The organism is Microbacterium sp. PAMC22086, from assembly GCF_019443525.1.
Taxonomy (GTDB): Bacteria; Actinomycetota; Actinomycetes; order Actinomycetales; family Microbacteriaceae; genus Microbacterium; species Microbacterium maritypicum.
In genome coordinates, this window is sequence record NZ_CP080380.1 from 1925715 (window position 1) to 1944674 (window position 18960).

Consider the following 18960-nt stretch of genomic DNA (forward strand, 5'->3'; position numbering starts at 1 on the left):
AGGCGACGTGCAGGTCACGGCCCGGTAACATGGCGAAGTATGCCTGGCGTCGGGTTCACCGATGGCCGGCGATTTACCCACTGACAGGGAGATGACATCCGTGGCCAATCCTCTTGAGAAGCTGCTGCGTGCGGGCGAGGGGCGGGTCATCCGCCGCCTGAATCAGGTCGTCAAGGCAGTGGGAGCGCTGGAAGAGGACATCTCCAAGCTCACCGACGACGAGCTGCGCAACGAGACCGTCGAGCTGCGCGCCCGCTTCGAGAAGGGTGAGACCCTCGATCAGCTGATGCCGGAGGCATTCGCCGCGGTGCGAGAGGCCGCCAAGCGCACCCTCGGCATGCGTGCCTACGACGTGCAGATCATGGGTGGTGCCGCCCTTCACCTCGGCAACATCGCCGAGATGAAGACCGGTGAGGGAAAGACACTCGTCGCGACGCTGCCCGCGTATCTGAACGCGATCGCCGGCAAGGGCGTGCACGTCATCACGGTCAACGACTTCCTGGCCAGCTACCAGGCAGAGCTCATGGGGCGTGTGTTCCGTGCTCTCGGCATGACCACGGGCATCATCGTCTCCGGTCAGACGCCTGCGGTGCGCCGCGAGCAGTACGCCGCCGACATCACCTACGGCACGAACAACGAGTTCGGCTTCGACTACCTGCGCGACAACATGGCGTGGCGCAAGGAGGACCTCGTCCAGCGCGAGCACTTCTTCGCGATCGTCGACGAGGTCGACTCGATCCTCATCGACGAGGCCCGCACCCCGCTCATCATCTCCGGCCCGTCGTCGGGCGAGGCCAACCGCTGGTTCGCCGAGTTCGCCAAGATCGCCCGCACCCTCGAGGTCGGCGTGGACTACGAGGTCGACGAGAAGAAGCGCACCGTCGGCGTGCTCGAGCCCGGTATCGAGAAGGTCGAGGACTACCTCGGCATCGACAACCTCTACGAGTCGGCGAACACCCCCCTGATCTCGTTCCTCAACAACTCGATCAAGGCACTCGCGTTGTTCAAGAAGGACACCGACTACGTCGTGATGAACGACGAGGTCATGATCGTCGACGAGCACACGGGTCGCATCCTGGTCGGTCGCCGCTACAACGAGGGCATCCACCAGGCGATCGAGGCGAAGGAGGGCGTGCCGGTCAAGGCAGAGAACCAGACCCTCGCCACCGTCACCCTGCAGAACTACTTCCGTCTCTACGACAAGCTCGCCGGCATGACCGGTACGGCCGAGACCGAGGCCGCCGAGTTCATGTCGACGTACAAGCTCGGCGTAATCCCGATCCCGACCAACCGGCCGATGATCCGCAAGGACCAGTCCGACCTCGTCTACAAGAACGAGACCGCGAAGTTCGCTCAGGTCGTCGAGGACATCGCCGAGCGGCACGCGGAGGGCCAGCCGGTTCTGGTCGGAACGGTCAGCGTCGAGAAGAGCGAGTACCTCTCGCGCCTGCTCGCGAAGAAGGGCATCAAGCACGAGGTCCTCAACGCGAAGAACCACGCGCGCGAGGCCGAGATCGTCGCGCGCGCCGGTCGCCTGGGCGCAGTCACCGTCGCCACGAACATGGCCGGACGAGGAACCGACATCATGCTCGGCGGAAATGCCGAGTTCCTCGCGGTCCAGGAGCTCAAGGGCAAGGGGCTCGACCCCGTGGAGACGCCCGAGGAGTACGAGATCGCGTGGGACGAGACCTACGAGGCGATGAAGAGCGTCGTCGCGGAGGAGGCCGAGAAGGTCATTGCGGCCGGCGGTCTCTACGTGCTCGGCACCGAGCGCCACGAGTCGCGCCGCATCGACAACCAGCTTCGCGGTCGTTCCGGCCGTCAGGGTGACCCCGGTGAGAGCCGCTTCTACCTGAGCCTCACCGACGATCTGATGCGTCTGTTCCAGTCGGGGGCGGCCGAGGCCATCCTCGCCCGCACCAACTTCCCGGACGATGTGCCGATCGAGTCGGGGCTCGTCTCCCGAGCGATCCGCAGCGCCCAGTCGCAGGTCGAGTCCCGCAACGCCGAGATGCGCAAGAACGTCCTGAAGTACGACGACGTCCTGAACCGCCAGCGTGAGGCCATCTACGCGGATCGTCGGCACATCCTCCAGGGCGATGACATCGCCGATCGTGTGCAGCACTTCATCGAGGACGCCATCAGCGGCGTCGTGCGAGACCACACCGGCGAGGGCCACAACGAGAGCTGGGACTTCGATGCCCTCTGGACCGAGCTCAAGACGCTCTACCCGGTGGGCGTGACGATCGACGAGGTCGTGGCCGAGGCCGCCGACCGCAAGGGCGGCATCGATGCGGACGGGCTCACCCGTGAGCTGCTCTCCGACGCGAAGATCGCGTACCAGACGCGTGAGGAGTCTCTCGGCGAGGCCGCCACGCGCGAGCTCGAGCGTCGTGTCGTGCTGCAGGTGCTCGATCGTCGCTGGCGCGACCACCTCTACGAGATGGACTACCTCAAGGACGGCATCGGCCTTCGTGCGATGGCTCAGCGCGACCCCCTCATCGAGTACCAGCGTGAGGGCTACGCCATGTTCCAGTCGATGATGGGCCAGATCAAGGAGGAGTCGGTCGGCTACCTCTACAACCTCGAGGTCGAGGTGCGTCGCGCCGGTGACTCGGAGACGGCCGAGGTCGAGGCCAAGGGGCTCGCCTCCGACGGCGGTGAGCAGCGCCTCGAGTACTCCGCGGCGAATGATGCGGGTGAGGTCGAGGTCCGCAACGATCGCGGTCAGGTCCAGCAGGCGGCGACGGATCGCGTCCGTCAGGCGGCGGCTCGTGCCCAGGCTCCGCAGGCCGAGGCCGAGGAAGCACCGCGTGGCGCCTTCGGGCAGCGCGCCGAGGCCGAGGCTCCCGCCGCCGGCAACCGCGAGCAGCGGCGCGCCCAGGGCAAGAAGAAGAAGTAGTCTCTCCGCACAGAGGAGGGCCAGTCCGCGTGGATTGGCCCTCCTCTCGTCGCTGTAGGCTTGGTCGATGACCCCAACGCGCAACTTCGACCAGTCGTCGAAGCTCAAGAACGTCCTGTACGAGATTCGCGGAAACGCCCTCGTCGAGGCGGCGCGCTTGGAGGCGGAGGGGCATCAGATCCTCAAGCTGAACACCGGCAACCCGGCGATCTTCGGCTTCGACGCCCCGCACCAGATCGTGCGCGACATGCTCGCCGCGCTGCCGACGGCCCACGGATACAGCGACAGCAAGGGCATCGTCTCGGCTCGACGTGCCGTGGTGAGCCGGTACGAGGAGATCGAGGGCTTCCCGCGGTTCGACCCCGACGACGTGTACCTCGGAAACGGTGTCTCCGAGCTCATCACGATGACGATGCAGGCGCTGCTCGACGAGGGCGACGAGGTCCTCATCCCGGCGCCGGACTATCCGCTCTGGACGGCGATGACCAGCCTCGCCGGCGGCACTCCCGTCCACTACCTCTGCGATGAGGATGACCAGTGGCAGCCTGACCTCGAGGACATCCGATCGAAGATCACGCCGCGCACCAAGGCACTGGTTATCATCAACCCGAACAACCCCACGGGAGTGGTGTACTCCCGCCAGATCCTCGAGGGCTTGGTGCAGATCGCTCGAGAGCACCAGCTGCTGCTGCTCTCCGACGAGATCTACGATCGCATCCTGTTCGACGGCGCCGTGCACATCCCGACGGCGACTCTCGCCCCTGATCTGCTCTGCCTGACCTTCAACGGCCTGTCCAAGACGTATCGCGTGGCCGGATTCCGCTCGGGATGGATGGTCATCACAGGGCCGCAGGACCACGCCAAGGGGTTCATCGAGGGGATCACGCTGCTCGCGTCGACCCGACTCTGCCCGAACGTCCCCGCCCAGCACGCCCTGCAGGCGGCGCTCTCCGGCGTGCAGTCGATCGAGGCGCTCATCGCTCCGACCGGGCGCCTGCACGAGCAGCGGGACATCGCCTGGGAAGGTCTCGAGTCGATCCCCGGCGTCTCGTGCGTGAAGCCCCAGGGGGCGTTGTACGCATTCCCACGGCTCGACCCGAACGTGCATGAGATCAGGGACGACGCGCGGCTCGTCTACGACCTGCTGGTCTCGGAGCACATCCTCCTGGTCCAGGGCACCGGCTTCAACTGGGCCACCCCTGACCACCTTCGCCTGGTCACACTCCCCGAGCCCCGAGTGCTGAGCGAAGCCGTCGAACGACTGGGGAACTTCCTCTCGAGCTATCGGCAGTAGCTGACGCGGCGTCCGCCGGGAAGAGCGTCGACGCCAGTCGTCTCACGGCTGCGAGGAACGGCGAACGGGGCGCGACATCGGTCATGGGCCGGGCGTGCAGCAGAGCGGCATCCGCTGCGCGCTGGTCGAACGGCAGGAAGACGACATCGGTGATGCCCGCGAACCTCTCGAGCGTGCGTCGCACCTGACCACGCGCATCGATGCCGAGCGGGCCCGGTCGCACCTGATTGACCACGACGACGACGGGCGCGGGGGCGGTGAGACGCCGCAGTTCGGCGTGCTCACGTACGAATCTGCTGATGCCGAGCGGGTCGGCCGATGCGACCGCGATGATCAGGTCTGCCTCGTTCAACGAGGCCGTGGTCGCCGCATGGCGCCGGGGCCCGGCAAGGTCGTACGTGACCTCCTCGTCGGCGTCGAAGGCAGCGGCCACATCGACGACCGTCTCCTCGGACCACTCGCGGCAGGCGCCGAGCGTGGCCCGCAGGCGGGTCGATGACAGCTCGGGCCAGCGGCTGGGACGATTGATACCGGGCAGCACCTCGATATCACCGCCGCCCGTGGCCACCGTCGTGGCGAGTCTGGTCAGCTCGGCGGAGTCGAGCGCACCGCGTTCCGCCCGCCGGCACGCTGCGGCGACACCGGGCGCGTCGTCGCTGAGACCGAGAAGCAGGGCGAGCGCGGGCGCGACCGTGTCGGTGTCGACCAGCGCGGTCCTGCGCTCGCGGCGGGAGAGTTCCACGGCCAGTTGGATAGCGAGGGTCGAGCGCCCCGGAGCGCCGTGCGGTCCCCAGACCGCGATCACGCGATGCGGAAGGACGGACTGCGGGCGTGGCACGGTGTCTGTCTCGGATGCCAGCGCGGCAGCGATCTCCCATCCTGCCGCTTCCGGGCGGAGGGCCTCCGACAGCCCGAGACGCCCCAGCAGGCGGCTGTCTGCGCCGCCGAGCGCCAGGATGCGCACCCCGGCACGGTCGCATGCGGAGATCAGCTCGGCGCTCAGCACCGCTCTGGTGGCGGGGACGATGATCGCCTCCGCGCCCGGAGGCACCTCGATGACGGCGGTGGGGGAGAGGATCGCGACGACGTCGATGCCTTCGTGCGCCAGCTCCGCCGCCAGTTCACCCGCCCGTGGCTGAGGGATCGCCACCACGACGCCGGTCACGACTCGGCCCCGACCGGCACCACGGAGAGGGCGGCCCCACCCGTGATGGCGGCGAGCACGTCGGCCACATCGGCCCGATCGATCACGACCTCGAGCTGGGTTCCGGTGTCGGCGAGCACGCCTTCCGCATCGAGCACGTCGTGCACGATCACGTCGGCGACCAGGATGCGGGGGACATCGTAGGAGCGTCCTTCGTCGAGGGGCGGCGCCTGCCAGACCTCCACGACCGTGCCCGCCTCCACTCCTTCCGGGATACCGGTGCTGCTCTGGATGACGATCGTGGTGGAGCGGCTGAGGTCGGCGTCGGTCACAGCCGAGGACGGAACGAGTTCTCCGCTCTCGAGAGTGCGGGACGCGATGCTGCCGGTCGGGACGTCGTCCGGGCCGAGGTAGTCGTCGGCCAGCGACCCCAGACCGACGTCGACGACCTGGAAGTCGTCGGACGTCAGCACCTCACCCTGCGTGATGGTCCGGGTGGCCTGGAGCGTCGGAACGGCATCGTCGAACGCCGACACGATGAGCCAGACACCGGCGATCGAGAGAGCCACCAGCGCGATGCCCACGAGGAAGCGGACGTCGCCCCAGAACGCGCGCCGAGGAACAGAGAAGGAAGCCATGGCGATATCGTCACAGAAACGGCGTCGGGGCTCCGGGAGTTATCCACAAGGGACGAGCGGACCCGAATGCGGCGAACCTGTGGGCGAGAATGAGGGGATGCCTGCATTCCCCGTTCGCGCACCGCGCTACCTCGCCCCCTCGCAGGTGGCGGAGCTGCTGAGCATCGGGGTCGACGAGGTCGTCGCCCTGGTGCAGGAGGGAAGACTGCGGGGAGCGCAGCTGGGATCACCGCCTCGTTGGCGAGTGGAGGAGTCCAGCCTCGACGGGTACCTGGCCGAAGAATCGGAGAACTCTCGGCGGATGGCGCTGTGGCGCCAGTCCCAGACCGCGAGCTTCCCCGAGGTCTGGGGCACCTCTTCGGCTCACGGCACCTGATCGACCGGAGTACGCACGGCCACGAGTGATGTGAACGGGATGATGCGGAACCCGTGCACCGCTCGGGCGAGGCGCGCTTCGCCCGGATCATGCACGGCGAGATCGAGGTGATCGGACGCCGCTCGATCGATCGTGCCGTGGACGTCGTCGCCCACATGGGTGCTGATGTGCACGGGCACACGACGGCGTGCGAGGTCACGCAGCACGAATCCGAGCGTCATCCGCTCTCGGAGCGGGGAGTCTGCGGTGGGTGGTTCGTCGAGGCTCGCCAGGATCATGCCGTGATCCGTCGTGATGCCGGTGACGGCCGCGAGGGGGAGGAAGAAGCCGGCGGGTGCGCTGCGTTCCTCGCCGGTGCCGCGCGTGGAGACGGCGACCCAGTCCGCTCCGAGCGTCTGCAACGAGACCGGAATCCGTCGCCCGTTCACGAGACCGATCGTGACGTCCGCTCCTGCGCTGCACAGCGTACGCAGCCGCGCGCGCAGGTCCAACCGTGCGATGCGCAGCCGTTCGGACTCGGCGTCCAGCACCGCTCGTTCCGCCTCCCACTCCGCGGTCAGCTGGCCTTCGAGGTCTTCGAACAGTCGGTCCCAGTGCATCCGACAGAGCGTAGGCGACCCCGCTCGGGCGCGTACGAGTTATCCACATTCTTCGCCTCACCCCACTCCGGCGCTGGCGGCACGGTGCTGTACTGCTCACTCGCAGACCTTCCCGACCGAGAGTTCGACATGACGCCGCACGAGTACTTCGCACCCCAGCCGACATCGACCAGCGAGCTTCCCGACCCCGTGCCGCTTCTGCGCAGCCTCACGCACGGCGTCCTCGAAGTGCTGGCCGGTGTCAGGGAGGTCGATCAGCTCGCCAGGTGGTTCAGCGAGGACGCATTCCGAAGTCTGGTCACGCGCGCGAACCTCTCCTCGAGGGCACGCAGCGCGCGCGGGGTCGCTCCCGCCCGACCCACGTTCGAGATCAGGGCGCTGAGGGTCACGGAGCCGCTCGACGGCGTGATCGAAGCCGTCGTCGTGGTGGCCGGTCCTGGGCGCACCCGCGCCGTCGCCGTGCGCCTGGAAGGGATCGATCGTCGCTGGCGGGCGACGTCGCTGGCCATTCTCTGAGGCATCTGACCGTAGGCTGGTCAGGTGTCAACCCTCAGTGATCTCGCCCATGCCCAGGGGCGCCTGAACGACAGCGATGTCGAATGGCTCCACCGTCTCGCCGGGGACGGACAGCTCCTCGCGGACCTCGCCTCCGCCGACATCGTGATCTGGATCCAGACCGAGGACGGTTCGTTCATCGCGGTCGCGCACGCGCGACCTAGCGGCGCGGCGACGCTCTTCTATCGCGACATCGTCGGAGAGCGGGTGCGGCCCCAGTGGCGCACCCAGGTCCAGGGCGCCTTCGAGTCGGCCGAGATCGTCGACTCCTCCTCGCCCGACTGGTTCGAGGAGACGCCGACGCGCGTGCGGGCCGTGCCGATCCTGAGCGTCGGTCGCGGTGCCGACGCCCACTCGACCGTGATCGGAGTGGTGACCCGGCACACGAACCTCGGCGAGGTGCGCACGCCGTCTCGCCAGCAGATCACCTTCGACGAGTGCGCGAACGACCTGTTCCGCATGATCGCCGACGGGAGCTTCCCCGACCTCACGGCTCCGACGTCACCGCGTCGGGGAGCGCCTCGTGCCTCCGATGGTCTCATTCGCATCGATGTCGACGGGATCACCACCTTCGCCAGCCCGAACGCGCTCTCGGCCTTCAACCGGATGGGATTCGACGACGAGCTCGAGGGGGAGTCTCTCGCCGAGGTGACCACTCGTCTCGTCCCGCCCTCCCGGCAGGTCGACGAGTCGCTGCCCGTGGTGGTCACCGGGCGCGCTCCCTGGCGCACCGACATCGAAGCCCGCGGTGTGACGGTGTCCTTGCGTGCCATCCCGCTGAAGGACCACGGCACCCGCATCGGGGCGATCGTGCTGTGCCGAGACGTCTCAGAACTGCGCCACCAGGAGCAGGAGCTCATCACCAAGGACGCGACGATCCGTGAGATCCACCACCGGGTGAAGAACAACCTGCAGACGGTCGCCTCGCTTCTGCGCATCCAGGCGCGACGTACCCACTCAGACGAGGCGCGCGACGCCCTCACACAGGCCATGCGCCGCGTGGATGCGATCGCCGTGGTGCACGACACGCTCGCCCAGGGGCTGACGCAGAAGGTCGACTTCGACGAGGTCTTCCACCGCGTGCTCAAGCTCGTGGCCGAGGTCGCCTCGGCTCCGAACACGCGCGCGCGGACACAGTCCACCGGACGGTTCGGAGTTCTTCCGAGCGAGTACGCGACACCTCTCGCGCTCGCTCTGACGGAGGTCGTGACGAATGCGGTCGAGCACGGTCTCGCAGGTCAAGAGGGCTTCGTCACGATCGACGCCAAGCGCACCGAGGACAATCTGCGCGTGACGGTGCGGGACACCGGTCTCGGTCTGCCGGAAGGGCGCATCGGCCAGGGCCTCGGCACTCAGATCATCCGCACGCTCATCCAGGGTGAGCTCGGTGGAACGATCGAGTGGCACGGGAGCGATGGCGAGGGCACCGAAGTGGTCATCGACATCCCCCTGCGCTGGCTCGAGAGGTGAGAGCTGCCGCATCCGAACAGACGAAAGCGGCCTGAGAGTCGATCTCAGGCCGCTTTCGGACGTTCAGGAGGCGCGGCGTGCGCGAGCGGCGCGACGCTTGAGAGCGCGGCGCTCGTCTTCGGAGAGCCCGCCCCAGACGCCCGAGTCCTGGCTGGTCTCCAGGGCGTACTGCAGGCAGATCTCGGTGACGGTGCAGGTGGCGCACACCGTCTTCGCCTTCTCGATCTGATCGACGGCAGGGCCAGTGTTCCCCACGGGGAAGAAAAGCTCGGGGTCGACAGTCAGGCAGGCGGCCTTATCGCGCCAGTCCATGGGGGCTCCTCGGTATGGATTTCAAGAGATGTCGCGATGCGACCTCTCGGATTCGGGTAGAAGTTCGGGTTCCGCTACCCTGTTGAGATGCGGACGGAATGCCCGCGAATTGTGATGCGAGCGTGAATGCTCGCCCCACGCCGCTGTGGGAGCACATGACTTTCTCTATTCTGTTACATGAAAACCATGAAATCAAGGGTTTTCTCTTCTTTCGATCCTTGGGAGACACCGTGCGCGCACCCGGAATCGCCTTGGCGGCAGCGGCGATCCTCGCCCTCGAAGCAGTGGCGCTCCTGGTCTTCGCCGTGGTCGAACTCGCCGGTCTCGGGGCGGGCGATGCGGCATCCCTGCCGACGGCCCTGGCGCTCATCGTGCTCACGCTGATCGGCGCCGCAGCCCTCGTGGCTTTCGCGGTGGGCACGCGGGTCGGGAAGTCGTGGGCTCGATCAGGCGGAGTGGTCTTTCAGGTACTCGCCGTAGCCCTCGCGCTCGCCTCTCTCACGCTGCAGCCGATCTCTTGGCCGTTCACCCTCGGGGTCGGGCTTCCCGGACTGCTCGGGTTCGCGCTGTTGATCTCGAGCGCACGTCGAGAAGGTCCGCAGCGCGCAACGGAGTGACCTCTGAGAGCTGCGGACGTCGGGGAGGTCTGCTGACCTCGGGGACAGCTGCGGGTCAGGCGTCGATGCCGAGCTGCTTGCGCAGCCGTGCCACGTGACCCGTGGCCTTCACGTTGTACTGCGCGAGAGCGATCTTGCCGTCCTCGTCGAGCACGAACGTCGAGCGGATGACCCCCTCGACGAGCTTGCCGTAGTTCATCTTCTCGCCCCACGCACCGTAGGCGGAGTGGACGGCGTGGTCAGGGTCGCTGAGGAGCGGGAAGGTCAGCCCATCGCGCTCGCGGAACTTCGCCAGCGTGGCGGGCTCGTCGCGTGAGACCCCGATGACGCGGTAGCCGGCGCCCTGGAGGGACGAGATGCTGTCGCGGAAGTCGCACGCCTGGGTGGTGCAGCCGGGAGTCATCGCCGCCGGGTAGAAGTACAGCACGGTCTTCTGGCCGCGCAGATCCTCGAGACGGACGATGTTCCCGTCCTGGTCGAGGAGGGAGAAGTCGGGGGCTGCGGTTCCTGGTTCGAGGCGCTGGGTCACGTCTCCAGCCTAACGGCCGGGGGCCTGATCCGCCTTGTCCGCGAACGTCTGCAGCAGTCGCTGCAGGGAATCGAGTCGGGCACGCCCGGTCTCGCCCAGCTCTCCGCGCTCGGCGGCCTCGATCAGAGCGCAGTCGGGTGCATCGGCGAGATGGGTGCAGCCCCGGGGGCAGTCTTGGGCGATCGCGGCGAGTTCGGTGAACGCGGCCAGGATGTTCGCCGGATCGACGTGTCCGAGTCCGAAGGAGCGCACGCCGGGGGTGTCGATCACCCAGCCGGTGCCGTCCGCACCCTCGTAGCGCAGCGAAACGGTCGATGACGAGGTATGCCGACCGCGTCCGGTGACCTGGTTCACGTGCCCGGTGGCGCGCAAGGCCGACGGCACGAGGGCGTTGACGAGCGTCGACTTGCCCACCCCGGAGTGTCCGACGAAGACCGTGGAGTGTCCGACCAGCGCGTCGCCGATCTCGTCGAGGGGCATCTCGTCCTGCGCACTGGTGAACACACGCAGGTCCAGTCCGTCGAAGTGCGTCAGGAACTCGGTCGGATCGGCGATGTCGGTCTTGGTGACGACGAGCAGCGGGCGGATGCCGGCATCCAGTGCCGCAACGAGGTAACGGTCGACGAGGCGCGCGCGGGGCTCCGGGTCGGCGGCCGCGACGACGACGAGCATCTGATCGGCGTTCGCCACGATCACCCGCTCGACCTGATCGGTGTCGTCGGCGCTGCGGCGCAGCAGAGAGGTGCGATCGACGATGCCGATGATGCGCGCGAGCGTGCCCTCGTCTCCCGAGGTGTCGCCCACCACCCGTGCCTGATCGCCCGTGACGATGGGCATGCGTCGCAGCTCGCGCGCGCGCGTCGTAGTGATCATGCGCTCCTCGGCGGTGCCCTCACCGAGGAGGACCGAGTATCGTCCGCGGTCGACACCGAGCACTCGTCCCACCTGCGCGTCCTCGTGCGCGGGTCGCCGTTTGGTGCGCGGGCGATTCGCCTTCGGGTTGGGACGGGTGCGGATGCTGCTCTCGTCGAAGTCCTCGAAGTCGTCTTCGAGGTCGTCGGCGTCGTCCAGCCAGCTCACCCTCAGCCCCGCAGCATCCTCTCCCAGAGCATCGTGAACTCCGGGAGGGTCTTCGCGGTGGTGCCGATGTCGTCGATCTCGACGCCGGGGACGCGCAGGCCGATGAGCGCTCCGGTGGTGGCCATCCGGTGATCGTGGTGTGCGGCCCAGCTTCCGCCGTGCAGAGGCCGGGGGATGATGCGCAGTCCGTCGGAGAGCTCCTCGGCCTCGCCGCCGAGCGCGCGGAGGTTGCCGATCAGCGCCGCGATCCGGTCGGTCTCATGCATGCGGATGTGTCCGATGCCGCGGATCGTGGTCGGAGACTCCGCGAAGGCGGCGAGGCCGACCAGCGTCGGGGTGAGCTCGCTCGCCGCGGACAGGTCGAGGTCGAGGCCCCGGATGCCGGAACCGGCGCGCACGGTGAGCGTGCCGCCGTGACGGCCGACGTGCGCCCCCGTGGCCTGCAGGATCTCGGGCAGCAGGGCGCCGGGCTGAGTGGAATGTGCGGGCCAGCCGGTGATCGACACCGATCCGCCGGTGACCAGCGCGGCGGCGAGGAACGGCGCGGCGTTGGAGAGATCGGGTTCGATCGCGATCTCCTTGGCCCGCGGAACGCCCGCCTCGACCAGCCATTCGCCGACGGCGGGACGTTCGATGCGGATGCCGCGGCGGCTCAGAGCCTCGATCGTCATGTCGATGTGCGGAAGGCTCGGCAGGTGCTCGCCGGTGTGGACGAGGTGCAGGCCGACGTCGAAGCGGGGGGCGGCGAGCAGGAGACCGGAGACGAACTGGCTCGACGCGGAGGCGTCGATCTCGACGCGTCCGCCGCGGATTCGCCCGTGGCCGCGGATCGTGAAGGGGAGAGCCCACGTGCCTTCGTCGTCGATGTCGACGCCGAGGTCGCGCAGCGCGCTGATCAGCGCGCCCATCGGACGATGCAGCGCCGTCTCGTGCGCCGTGAGGTGCACGTCGTGCGCCGCGAGGCCCGCCAGCGGGGCGATGAAGCGCATGACGGTGCCGGCCTGACCGCAGTCGATCGTGGTGCCGCCGCTGAGCTTCGCGGGGGTGACGACGAGGTCGGGCCCGAAGTCGTTCCCGGCGTCGACCTCTTCGATGCCGACGCCGAGGGCGCGCAGCGCATCGACCATGCGTGCGGAGTCGTCGGAGTGCAAGGGGGCGATCAACCGGCCCGGCCCATCGGCGATCGCGGCGATCATCAGCTCGCGATTGGTCAGCGATTTGGAACCGGGGATCGTGAGTTCGGCGTGCACGGGCACGTCGGCCGTGGGCGCGGGATAGGCGCCCTGCACACGGGAGGGGGAATACCTGTTGGCGCTCATCGGTTCTCACTTTAGTAAACGCAGGGAGCTTCGTCGCGAAAGACAGGCCTCCCGACCCGAAGGAGAGAGTATGCCGGCGACGTTGGAGCGCGAGGTGATCGACCTCAGCGGCCTAGACTGGCCGGTGATGGATGACACCGTAACCGCAGACACCGTCGGCGACCCTCGGCGCGAGTTCGAGGAGCAGGCGATCCCCTTCATGGATCAGCTCTACGCCGCCGCGATGCGCATGACGCGCAACCCGGCGGATGCCGCCGATCTCGTGCAGGAGACCTTCGTGAAGGCCTACGGGTCCTGGGCGAAGTTCTCGCAGGGCACGAACCTCAAGGCGTGGCTCTATCGGATCCTCACCAACACGTACATCAACATCTACCGCAAGCGCCAGCGCGAGCCTTTCCAGGGCACGATCGACGAGCTCGAGGACTGGCAGTTGGGCGGAGCCGAGTCCACCACGGCGTCGCACAGTCGTTCGGCCGAGGCGGAGGCCATCGACCGGATGCCGGCCTCGGTGGTCAAGGATGCGCTGCAGGCCGTGCCGGAGGACTTCCGCCTCGCGGTCTATCTCGCAGATGTCGAAGGTTTCGCGTATCAGGAGATCGCCGACATCATGAAGACCCCCATCGGCACCGTGATGAGCCGCCTGCACCGTGGCAGGCGGATGCTGCGGGAGCTGTTGGCAGATTACGCCGCTGAGCGGGGCATCGCCGCGGCTGAGACGAGGAGCAAGAAATGAGCGACTGCGGCTGCGACAAAGCCCGTCAGGATCTGGAGGAGTACCTCCGCAACGAGGTGTGCAAGACCGAGCACACCGAGATCCGCGAGCACCTCGACAACTGCCCGTCATGTCGGGATGAGGCTCTCGTCGCCACGACCCTCACCGAGGTGATCGCCCGCGCCTGCAAGGAGACCGCTCCCGAGCAGCTTCGCGACCAGGTCTTCGAGCGTCTGCGCGCCGTTCAGGCCTCGCAGCACTGACCGCACGCCGGAGGCCGTCGGTAGTGTGGACGGATGACCTCCATCGATGCGCGCGACGTACCCGCTGACACCACCTCGACGGAAAGACTGGCCGGAGCCGGCCTCGACTACCGCGTCGTCGATCTGAGCGATGACGCGAGCGCCTCGGGTTTCGAGCGTGCCGTCGACCGCGGATTCCTCGGCCCCGAGCCGACGAGCGACATGCTCGCCCAGGTGCGAAAGACCTTCGCGGAGCGGCGGAACGTCGGGGTGTACGAGAAGAACGCCCCGGCCGCTGCGCTGCCCGTGGCGACCATAGACGGCTGGATCACACCCCTCACCGTCCCCGGCGGCGCCGAGATCGGGATGTGGGCGATCAGCGTGGTCACGGTCGCGGCGACCCACCGCCGCCGTGGGATCGCCAGGGCGCTTCTCGAAGGGGAGCTGCGGGCTGCGGCATCCGCCGGAGTGGCCATCGCCGGGCTCACGGTGTCCGAGGCGACGATCTACGGCCGCTACGGCTTCGGTGCAGCGATTCCGGTCGCGCGCCACACGGTCGAGACACGACGTGCGGGCTGGAGCGGACCGACTCCGACCGGCACTCTCGAGTACATCGATCGCGAGACGCTCGCCGCCGACCTCGGTGCGGTGCACGAGCGCGCCCGAGGCAGAGCATCGGGACAGATCCCCGGCTGGGAAGGCCGATGGGAGGGTTACGCAGGAGTCGCGCCCACCCCGGATCGCGACCAGGCCCGCGGTGTGCGCTACCGCGACGAGGACGGTGCGCTGCGCGGGGTGATGGCCTACACCGTGGGTGAGGCGACCGGCACCTTCCGCTTCCGGATGGACGTGCGTCTGCTCGTCGCGGAGACGGCTGACGCGCGCGCCGCGCTCTGGCGCTTCGCCCTGCAGCACGACCTCGTCGATGAGGTGGTCGCCGACCTCCGCCCGATCGATGACCCCCTGCCGTGGTTGGTGCACGACACCCGCGGGGTGAAGCAGGAGGTGCACGACCACGGGTGGCTGCGCATCCTCGACCTCCCGACGGCGCTGACGGCACGTCAGTACTCGGCCCCGATCGACACGGTCCTCCGGGTCGAGGACTCGCTGGGCTTCACGAACGGCGACTGGCGCCTGCGCGTGGACGACGACGGCATCGCGACAGTCGACGCCGCAGACGAGGGCGCCGAGGCCGACATCACGCTCGACGTCTCGATGCTCTCGGCGCTCTATGCCGGTGGAGTCCGCGCCACGACACTGCACGGTGCCGGACGCGTCACGGCCAGCCCTGCGGCCGTCGAGGCGTTCGACCGGGCGCTCATCTCTTTCCCCGCTCCGTCTCTCGACATCTGGTACTGATCCGCACCGCACAGACGAGAGAGGGCGCTGCGACCGGAGTCGCAGCGCCCTCTCGTCTGACGATCAGCCGAGGGTGACGGCCGCGCGGATCAGTGCTGCCTGCTCGGCGGCGTGGACCTTCGAGGATCCCGTCGCCGGCGATGCCGAAGCCGTGCGCGAGACCGGGCGGAACGATCGGTCGCCGGGAACGTCGGCGAAGGCGAGCGCGAGGAACGGCCAGGCGCCCTGGTTCTCCGGCTCTTCCTGCACCCAGACCAGCTCGGCGTTCGGGTAGGAGTCGGTGATCGCCTTGAGCTCATCGATCGGCGTCGGGTACAGCTGCTCGAGCCGGACGAGGGCGACCTCGGGATTCGGGTTCTTCTCGAGCTCGGCCCGCAGATCCCAGTGCACCTTGCCCGAGTGCACGAGCACGCGCTTGACGGCCGTGCGGTCGAGACCGCGGTCGTCGTCGATGACCGGCTCGAACCGACCCTGGGTGAACGCTTCGACCGGGCTCGTCGCGCCGCGCAGACGCAGCATCGCCTTCGGGGTGAAGACGATCAGCGGTTTGCGCGGACGGGCGTACGCCTGGCGGCGCAGCAGGTGGAAGTACGACGCGGGCGTCGACGGGCGCGACACGATCATGTTGTCCTGCGCGCACAGCTGCAGGAAGCGCTCGATGCGTGCCGACGAGTGGTCCGGTCCCTGGCCCTCGTAGCCGTGGGGGAGGAGCAGGGTGACGCTGGACTGCTGTCCCCACTTCTGCTCGGCCGCGGAGATGTACTCGTCGATGATCGACTGGGCGCCGTTGACGAAGTCGCCGAACTGCGCTTCCCAGAGCACGAGGGCCTCAGGAGCCTCGACCGAGTAGCCGTACTCGAAGCCGAGAGCGGCGTATTCGCTGAGCAGCGAGTCGTAGACGAAGAAGCGGCCCTGTGCGTCGGACAGGTTCGACAGCGGGAGCCACTCCTGGCCGTTCGCGCGGTCGTGCAGAGTCGCATGGCGCTGCACGAACGTCCCGCGACGAGCATCCTGACCGGCGAGACGCACCGAGGTGCCTTCCACGAGGAGAGAGCCGAATGCGAGCAGCTCGCCGAAGCCCCAGTCGATGACGCCGTTGCGGCTCATGTCGAGGCGCTTCTCCAGCAGCTGCTGGATCTTGGGGTGCACCGTGAAGCCCTCGGGCTTGTTCACGAAGGCGTCGCCGATCATCTGGATGACCTCGTTCGGCACACCGGTGATCTCCGGAGCGCCGACCTGGTCGTCGGCAGGCGGCAGCTCCGGGGAGATCGGCAGAGCGCCGGTCTCGGCGGCGTGCGTCTCAGCGAAGGCGATCTCCAGGCGGTTCTGGAAGTCGGCCTTGGCCTCGTCGTACTCCTGCTCGGTGATGTCACCACGACCGACGAGCGACTCGGTGTACAGGCGGCGGACGGACCGCTTCGCCTGGATGAGATCGGTCATCAGCGGCTGCGTCATCGAGGGGTCGTCTCCCTCGTTGTGGCCGCGTCGGCGGTAGCAGACCAGGTCGATCACGACATCGCGGTGGAAGCGCTCGCGGTACTCGAAAGCGAGCTGAGCGACGTGGATGACCGCTTCGGGGTCGTCGCCGTTCACGTGGAACACCGGCGCCTCGATCGTCTTGGCGACGTCGGTCGAGTAGATCGAGGTGCGACCGTCGTTCGGCGTCGTGGTGAAACCGACCTGGTTGTTCACGACCACGTGGATCGTGCCGCCGGTGCGGTAGCCGCGCAGCTGCGACATCTGCAGCGTCTCGACCACGACGCCCTGGCCTGCGAAGGCCGCGTCGCCGTGCACGAGGATCGGCAGCCAGGCGAACGTGCCGATCGGCTTGCGGTCCTGCTTGGCGCGGACGATACCCTCCAGCACGCCGTCGACCGTCTCGAGGTGCGAGGGGTTGGCGGCGAGGTAGACGGGAAGCTCAGACTGGTCGTCGGCGACGAAGGTGCCCTCGGTGCCGAGGTGGTACTTCACGTCTCCGGAGCCGCGCTGGTTGCCCGGCGTCTGCGTGCCCTCGAACTCGCGGAACACCTGGCCGTACGTCTTGCCTGCGATGTTGGTGAGTACGTTCAGGCGGCCGCGGTGGGCCATGCCGATCGCGGCGCCCTCGAGCCCGGCGGTGGCCGCGCCCTGCAGGATCTCGTCGAGCAGCGGGATCAGCGACTCGCCGCCCTCGAGCGAGAAGCGCTTCTGGCCGACGAACTTGGTCTGCAGGAAGGTCTCGAAGGCCTCGGCCTCGTTGAGCTTGCGGAGGACCCGCAGCTGCTCGTCGTGGCCGGGCTTCTGGTACTTGACCTCGACCTTCTCCTGGAACCAGCGGCGCTGCTCCGGGTCCTGGATGTGCATGTACTCGATGCCGAGCGTGCGGCAGTAGGAGTCGCGGAGCACGCCGAGGATGTCGCGGAGCTTCGCGATGCGTCGTCCTCCGAAGCCGCCCGTGACGAATTCGCGGTCGAGGTCCCAGAAGGTCAGACCGTGGCTCTCGATCTCGAGGTCGGGGTGCGAGCGCTGCACGTACTCGAGCGGGTCGATGTCGGCCATCAGATGACCACGCACGCGGAAGGAGTTGATCAGCTCCTGCACCCGCGACTGCTTGTCGACGCGCTCGGCGAGGTCGACGGCGATGTCGGGGTTCCAGCGGATGGGGGCGTACGGGATGCGCAGAGCGGCGAAGATGTCGTCGTAGAAGCCGCGCTGACCGATGAGCAGCTCGTGCACCTTCTTGAGGAACTCGCCGGAGCCCGCTCCCTGGATGACGCGGTGGTCGTAGGTGCTGGTGAGCGTGATGGTCTTGCCGATCGCCAGCTCGTTGAGCGTCTTCTCGCTCGCACCCTGGAACTCGGCCGGGTACTCGAGGGCGCCGGCGCCGATGATGCAGCCCTGGCCCTTCATCAGACGCGGCACCGAATGCACGGTGCCGATGCCGCCCGGGTTGGTGAGCGACACCGTGGTGCCCTGGAAGTCGCCCGCGGTCAGCTTGTTGCCGCGTGCGCGCGTGACCAGATCCTCGTAAGCGGAGAGGTACTCGGTGAACGTCAACGTGTCGGCGCGCTTGATGCTGGGCACCATGAGGGCGCGCGTGCCGTCGGGCTTGGGCAGGTCGATCGCGATGCCGAGGTTGACATGCGCCGGCGCCACCACGGAGGGCTTGCCGTCGACCTCTGCGTAGAACACGTTCTGGCTGCGGAACTCGTCCAGCGTGCGGATGAGCGCCCAGCCGATGAGGTGGGTGAAGCTGATCTTGCCGCCGCGGGTGCGCGCCATGTGGTTGTTGATGACGATGCGGTTGTCGATCATCAGCTTCGCCGGCACCGTGCGCACACTGGTGGCGGTCGGGACGGTGAGCGACTCGTCCATGTTCGCCGCGAGTGTCTTGGGCAGACCGCGAAGGGGCGTGACCTTGTCTTCTTCGACGGGAGCCGGAGCCTCCGCCGACTCGGACTTCGCTGCGGGCTTCGGAGCCTGCGCCGGGATCGGTGCTGCGGCGGCGGGCTTGGCCGTCGTGCGGGCGACGGGCTGCGAGCCGATCACGGGGATCGGCGCCGTGACGGGATGAGCCGTCGGGGCCGGTGCGTCGGACGCTGCTGCGGGAGCCGCGGTCGCCGTCTCGGAGTGGTATTTCTCCAGGATGGGCCACCACTCCTTGTCGACGGAGTCGCGGTTCACCTTGAACTGCTCGTAGAGCTCTTCAACGAGCCAGGAATTGGCTCCGAACCCCCCGTCGCCGTTGACGCCGGTCACCTGGTTCGACACGCTCGATCGCCCTCTTTCATCGCTGAAGCTCTCTGGTGCGGACGTCGACGCAGGATGCGTTC

The 18960-nt window shown here is 68.0% G+C and carries 17 protein-coding genes; 9 read left to right on the forward strand and 8 right to left on the reverse strand.

The window, feature by feature from the left end:
- Positions 1-100: 100 nt before the first annotated feature.
- Together secA and KY497_RS09615 are read left to right on the forward strand one after the other, a co-directional pair.
- Positions 101-2902, forward strand: coding sequence for a preprotein translocase subunit SecA (secA, locus tag KY497_RS09610; protein ID WP_055869191.1), 2802 nt, complete (start codon positions 101-103; stop codon positions 2900-2902).
- Between the two features lie 67 nt (positions 2903-2969).
- Positions 2970-4196 carry a pyridoxal phosphate-dependent aminotransferase gene (locus KY497_RS09615; RefSeq protein WP_017831095.1) on the forward strand — a complete coding sequence of 409 codons (1227 nt, stop codon included), beginning with the start codon at positions 2970-2972 and terminating at the stop codon, positions 4194-4196.
- Here the strand turns inward: KY497_RS09615 and KY497_RS09620 are convergent.
- On the reverse strand, positions 4120-5361 hold the full coding sequence (locus KY497_RS09620) for a hypothetical protein (RefSeq protein ID WP_219868939.1): 1242 nt from the start codon (positions 5359-5361) through the stop codon (positions 4120-4122). The two genes, KY497_RS09615 and KY497_RS09620, sit on opposite strands and share 77 nt — an antisense overlap.
- Positions 5358-5978, reverse strand: coding sequence for an SAF domain-containing protein (locus KY497_RS09625; protein WP_219868940.1), 621 nt, complete (start codon positions 5976-5978; stop codon positions 5358-5360). The genes KY497_RS09620 and KY497_RS09625 overlap by 4 nt, the downstream gene beginning before the upstream one ends.
- Before the next feature lie 97 nt (positions 5979-6075).
- On the opposite strand from KY497_RS09625, the gene KY497_RS09630 reads away from it, so the two are divergent.
- The gene (locus tag KY497_RS09630; RefSeq protein ID WP_017831092.1) at positions 6076-6354 is read left to right on the forward strand and encodes a helix-turn-helix domain-containing protein; all 279 of its coding nucleotides are present in this window, start codon (positions 6076-6078) and stop codon (positions 6352-6354) included.
- Here the strand turns inward: KY497_RS09630 and KY497_RS09635 are convergent.
- Complete coding sequence (locus tag KY497_RS09635) at positions 6342-6953, reverse strand: hypothetical protein (RefSeq protein WP_055872962.1); 612 nt, start codon at positions 6951-6953, stop codon at positions 6342-6344. The two genes, KY497_RS09630 and KY497_RS09635, sit on opposite strands and share 13 nt — an antisense overlap.
- A 129-nt stretch (positions 6954-7082) precedes the next feature.
- On the opposite strand from KY497_RS09635, the gene KY497_RS09640 reads away from it, so the two are divergent.
- Together KY497_RS09640 and KY497_RS09645 are read left to right on the forward strand one after the other, a co-directional pair.
- The gene (locus KY497_RS09640) at positions 7083-7469 is read left to right on the forward strand and encodes an Rv3235 family protein (RefSeq protein WP_017831090.1); all 387 of its coding nucleotides are present in this window, start codon (positions 7083-7085) and stop codon (positions 7467-7469) included.
- A gap of 24 nt (positions 7470-7493) precedes the next feature.
- Entirely contained in the window at positions 7494-8978 is a 1485-nt protein-coding gene (locus KY497_RS09645) for a sensor histidine kinase (protein WP_141386463.1), read from the forward strand.
- A 63-nt stretch (positions 8979-9041) separates the two neighbouring features.
- Here the strand turns inward: KY497_RS09645 and KY497_RS09650 are convergent, their stop codons facing one another.
- A complete protein-coding gene (locus KY497_RS09650; protein WP_017203224.1) occupies positions 9042-9290 on the reverse strand; it encodes a WhiB family transcriptional regulator in 249 nt (82 codons plus the stop codon).
- A 230-nt stretch (positions 9291-9520) separates the two neighbouring features.
- Here KY497_RS09650 and KY497_RS09655 point away from each other — a divergent pair, with 230 nt between their 5' ends.
- The gene (locus KY497_RS09655; RefSeq protein WP_229778892.1) at positions 9521-9907 is read left to right on the forward strand and encodes a hypothetical protein; all 387 of its coding nucleotides are present in this window, start codon (positions 9521-9523) and stop codon (positions 9905-9907) included.
- A 55-nt stretch (positions 9908-9962) separates the two neighbouring features.
- Here the strand turns inward: KY497_RS09655 and bcp are convergent, their stop codons facing one another.
- Genes bcp through aroA form a run of 3 tightly spaced genes read right to left on the reverse strand, consistent with a single transcriptional unit; the run spans position 9963 to position 12835 of the window.
- On the reverse strand, positions 9963-10436 hold the full coding sequence (bcp, locus tag KY497_RS09660) for a thioredoxin-dependent thiol peroxidase (RefSeq protein WP_055869075.1): 474 nt from the start codon (positions 10434-10436) through the stop codon (positions 9963-9965).
- Between the two features lie 9 nt (positions 10437-10445).
- Positions 10446-11516: a ribosome small subunit-dependent GTPase A gene (gene rsgA, locus KY497_RS09665; protein ID WP_219868941.1), complete on the reverse strand. Its 1071-nt coding sequence runs from the start codon at positions 11514-11516 to the stop codon at positions 10446-10448.
- A gap of 2 nt (positions 11517-11518) precedes the next feature.
- Positions 11519-12835, reverse strand: a complete 1317-nt coding sequence (gene aroA / locus KY497_RS09670; protein ID WP_219868942.1) for a 3-phosphoshikimate 1-carboxyvinyltransferase — start codon at positions 12833-12835, stop codon at positions 11519-11521.
- A gap of 70 nt (positions 12836-12905) precedes the next feature.
- Between aroA and KY497_RS09675 the strand changes: the two genes are divergently transcribed.
- Genes KY497_RS09675 through KY497_RS09685 form a run of 3 tightly spaced genes read left to right on the forward strand, consistent with a single transcriptional unit; the run spans position 12906 to position 15148 of the window.
- Complete coding sequence (locus KY497_RS09675; RefSeq protein WP_141386459.1) at positions 12906-13568, forward strand: sigma-70 family RNA polymerase sigma factor; 663 nt, start codon at positions 12906-12908, stop codon at positions 13566-13568.
- Positions 13565-13810 carry a zf-HC2 domain-containing protein gene (locus KY497_RS09680; RefSeq protein WP_218682443.1) on the forward strand — a complete coding sequence of 82 codons (246 nt, stop codon included), beginning with the start codon at positions 13565-13567 and terminating at the stop codon, positions 13808-13810. The genes KY497_RS09675 and KY497_RS09680 overlap by 4 nt, the downstream gene beginning before the upstream one ends.
- Positions 13811-13843: 33 nt before the next feature.
- Complete coding sequence (locus KY497_RS09685; protein ID WP_219868943.1) at positions 13844-15148, forward strand: GNAT family N-acetyltransferase; 1305 nt, start codon at positions 13844-13846, stop codon at positions 15146-15148.
- Positions 15149-15211: 63 nt separating this feature from the next.
- On the opposite strand, the gene KY497_RS09690 is transcribed toward KY497_RS09685, so the two are convergent.
- The gene (locus KY497_RS09690; protein WP_219868944.1) at positions 15212-18898 is read right to left on the reverse strand and encodes a multifunctional oxoglutarate decarboxylase/oxoglutarate dehydrogenase thiamine pyrophosphate-binding subunit/dihydrolipoyllysine-residue succinyltransferase subunit; all 3687 of its coding nucleotides are present in this window, start codon (positions 18896-18898) and stop codon (positions 15212-15214) included.
- Positions 18899-18960 lie beyond the last annotated feature (62 nt).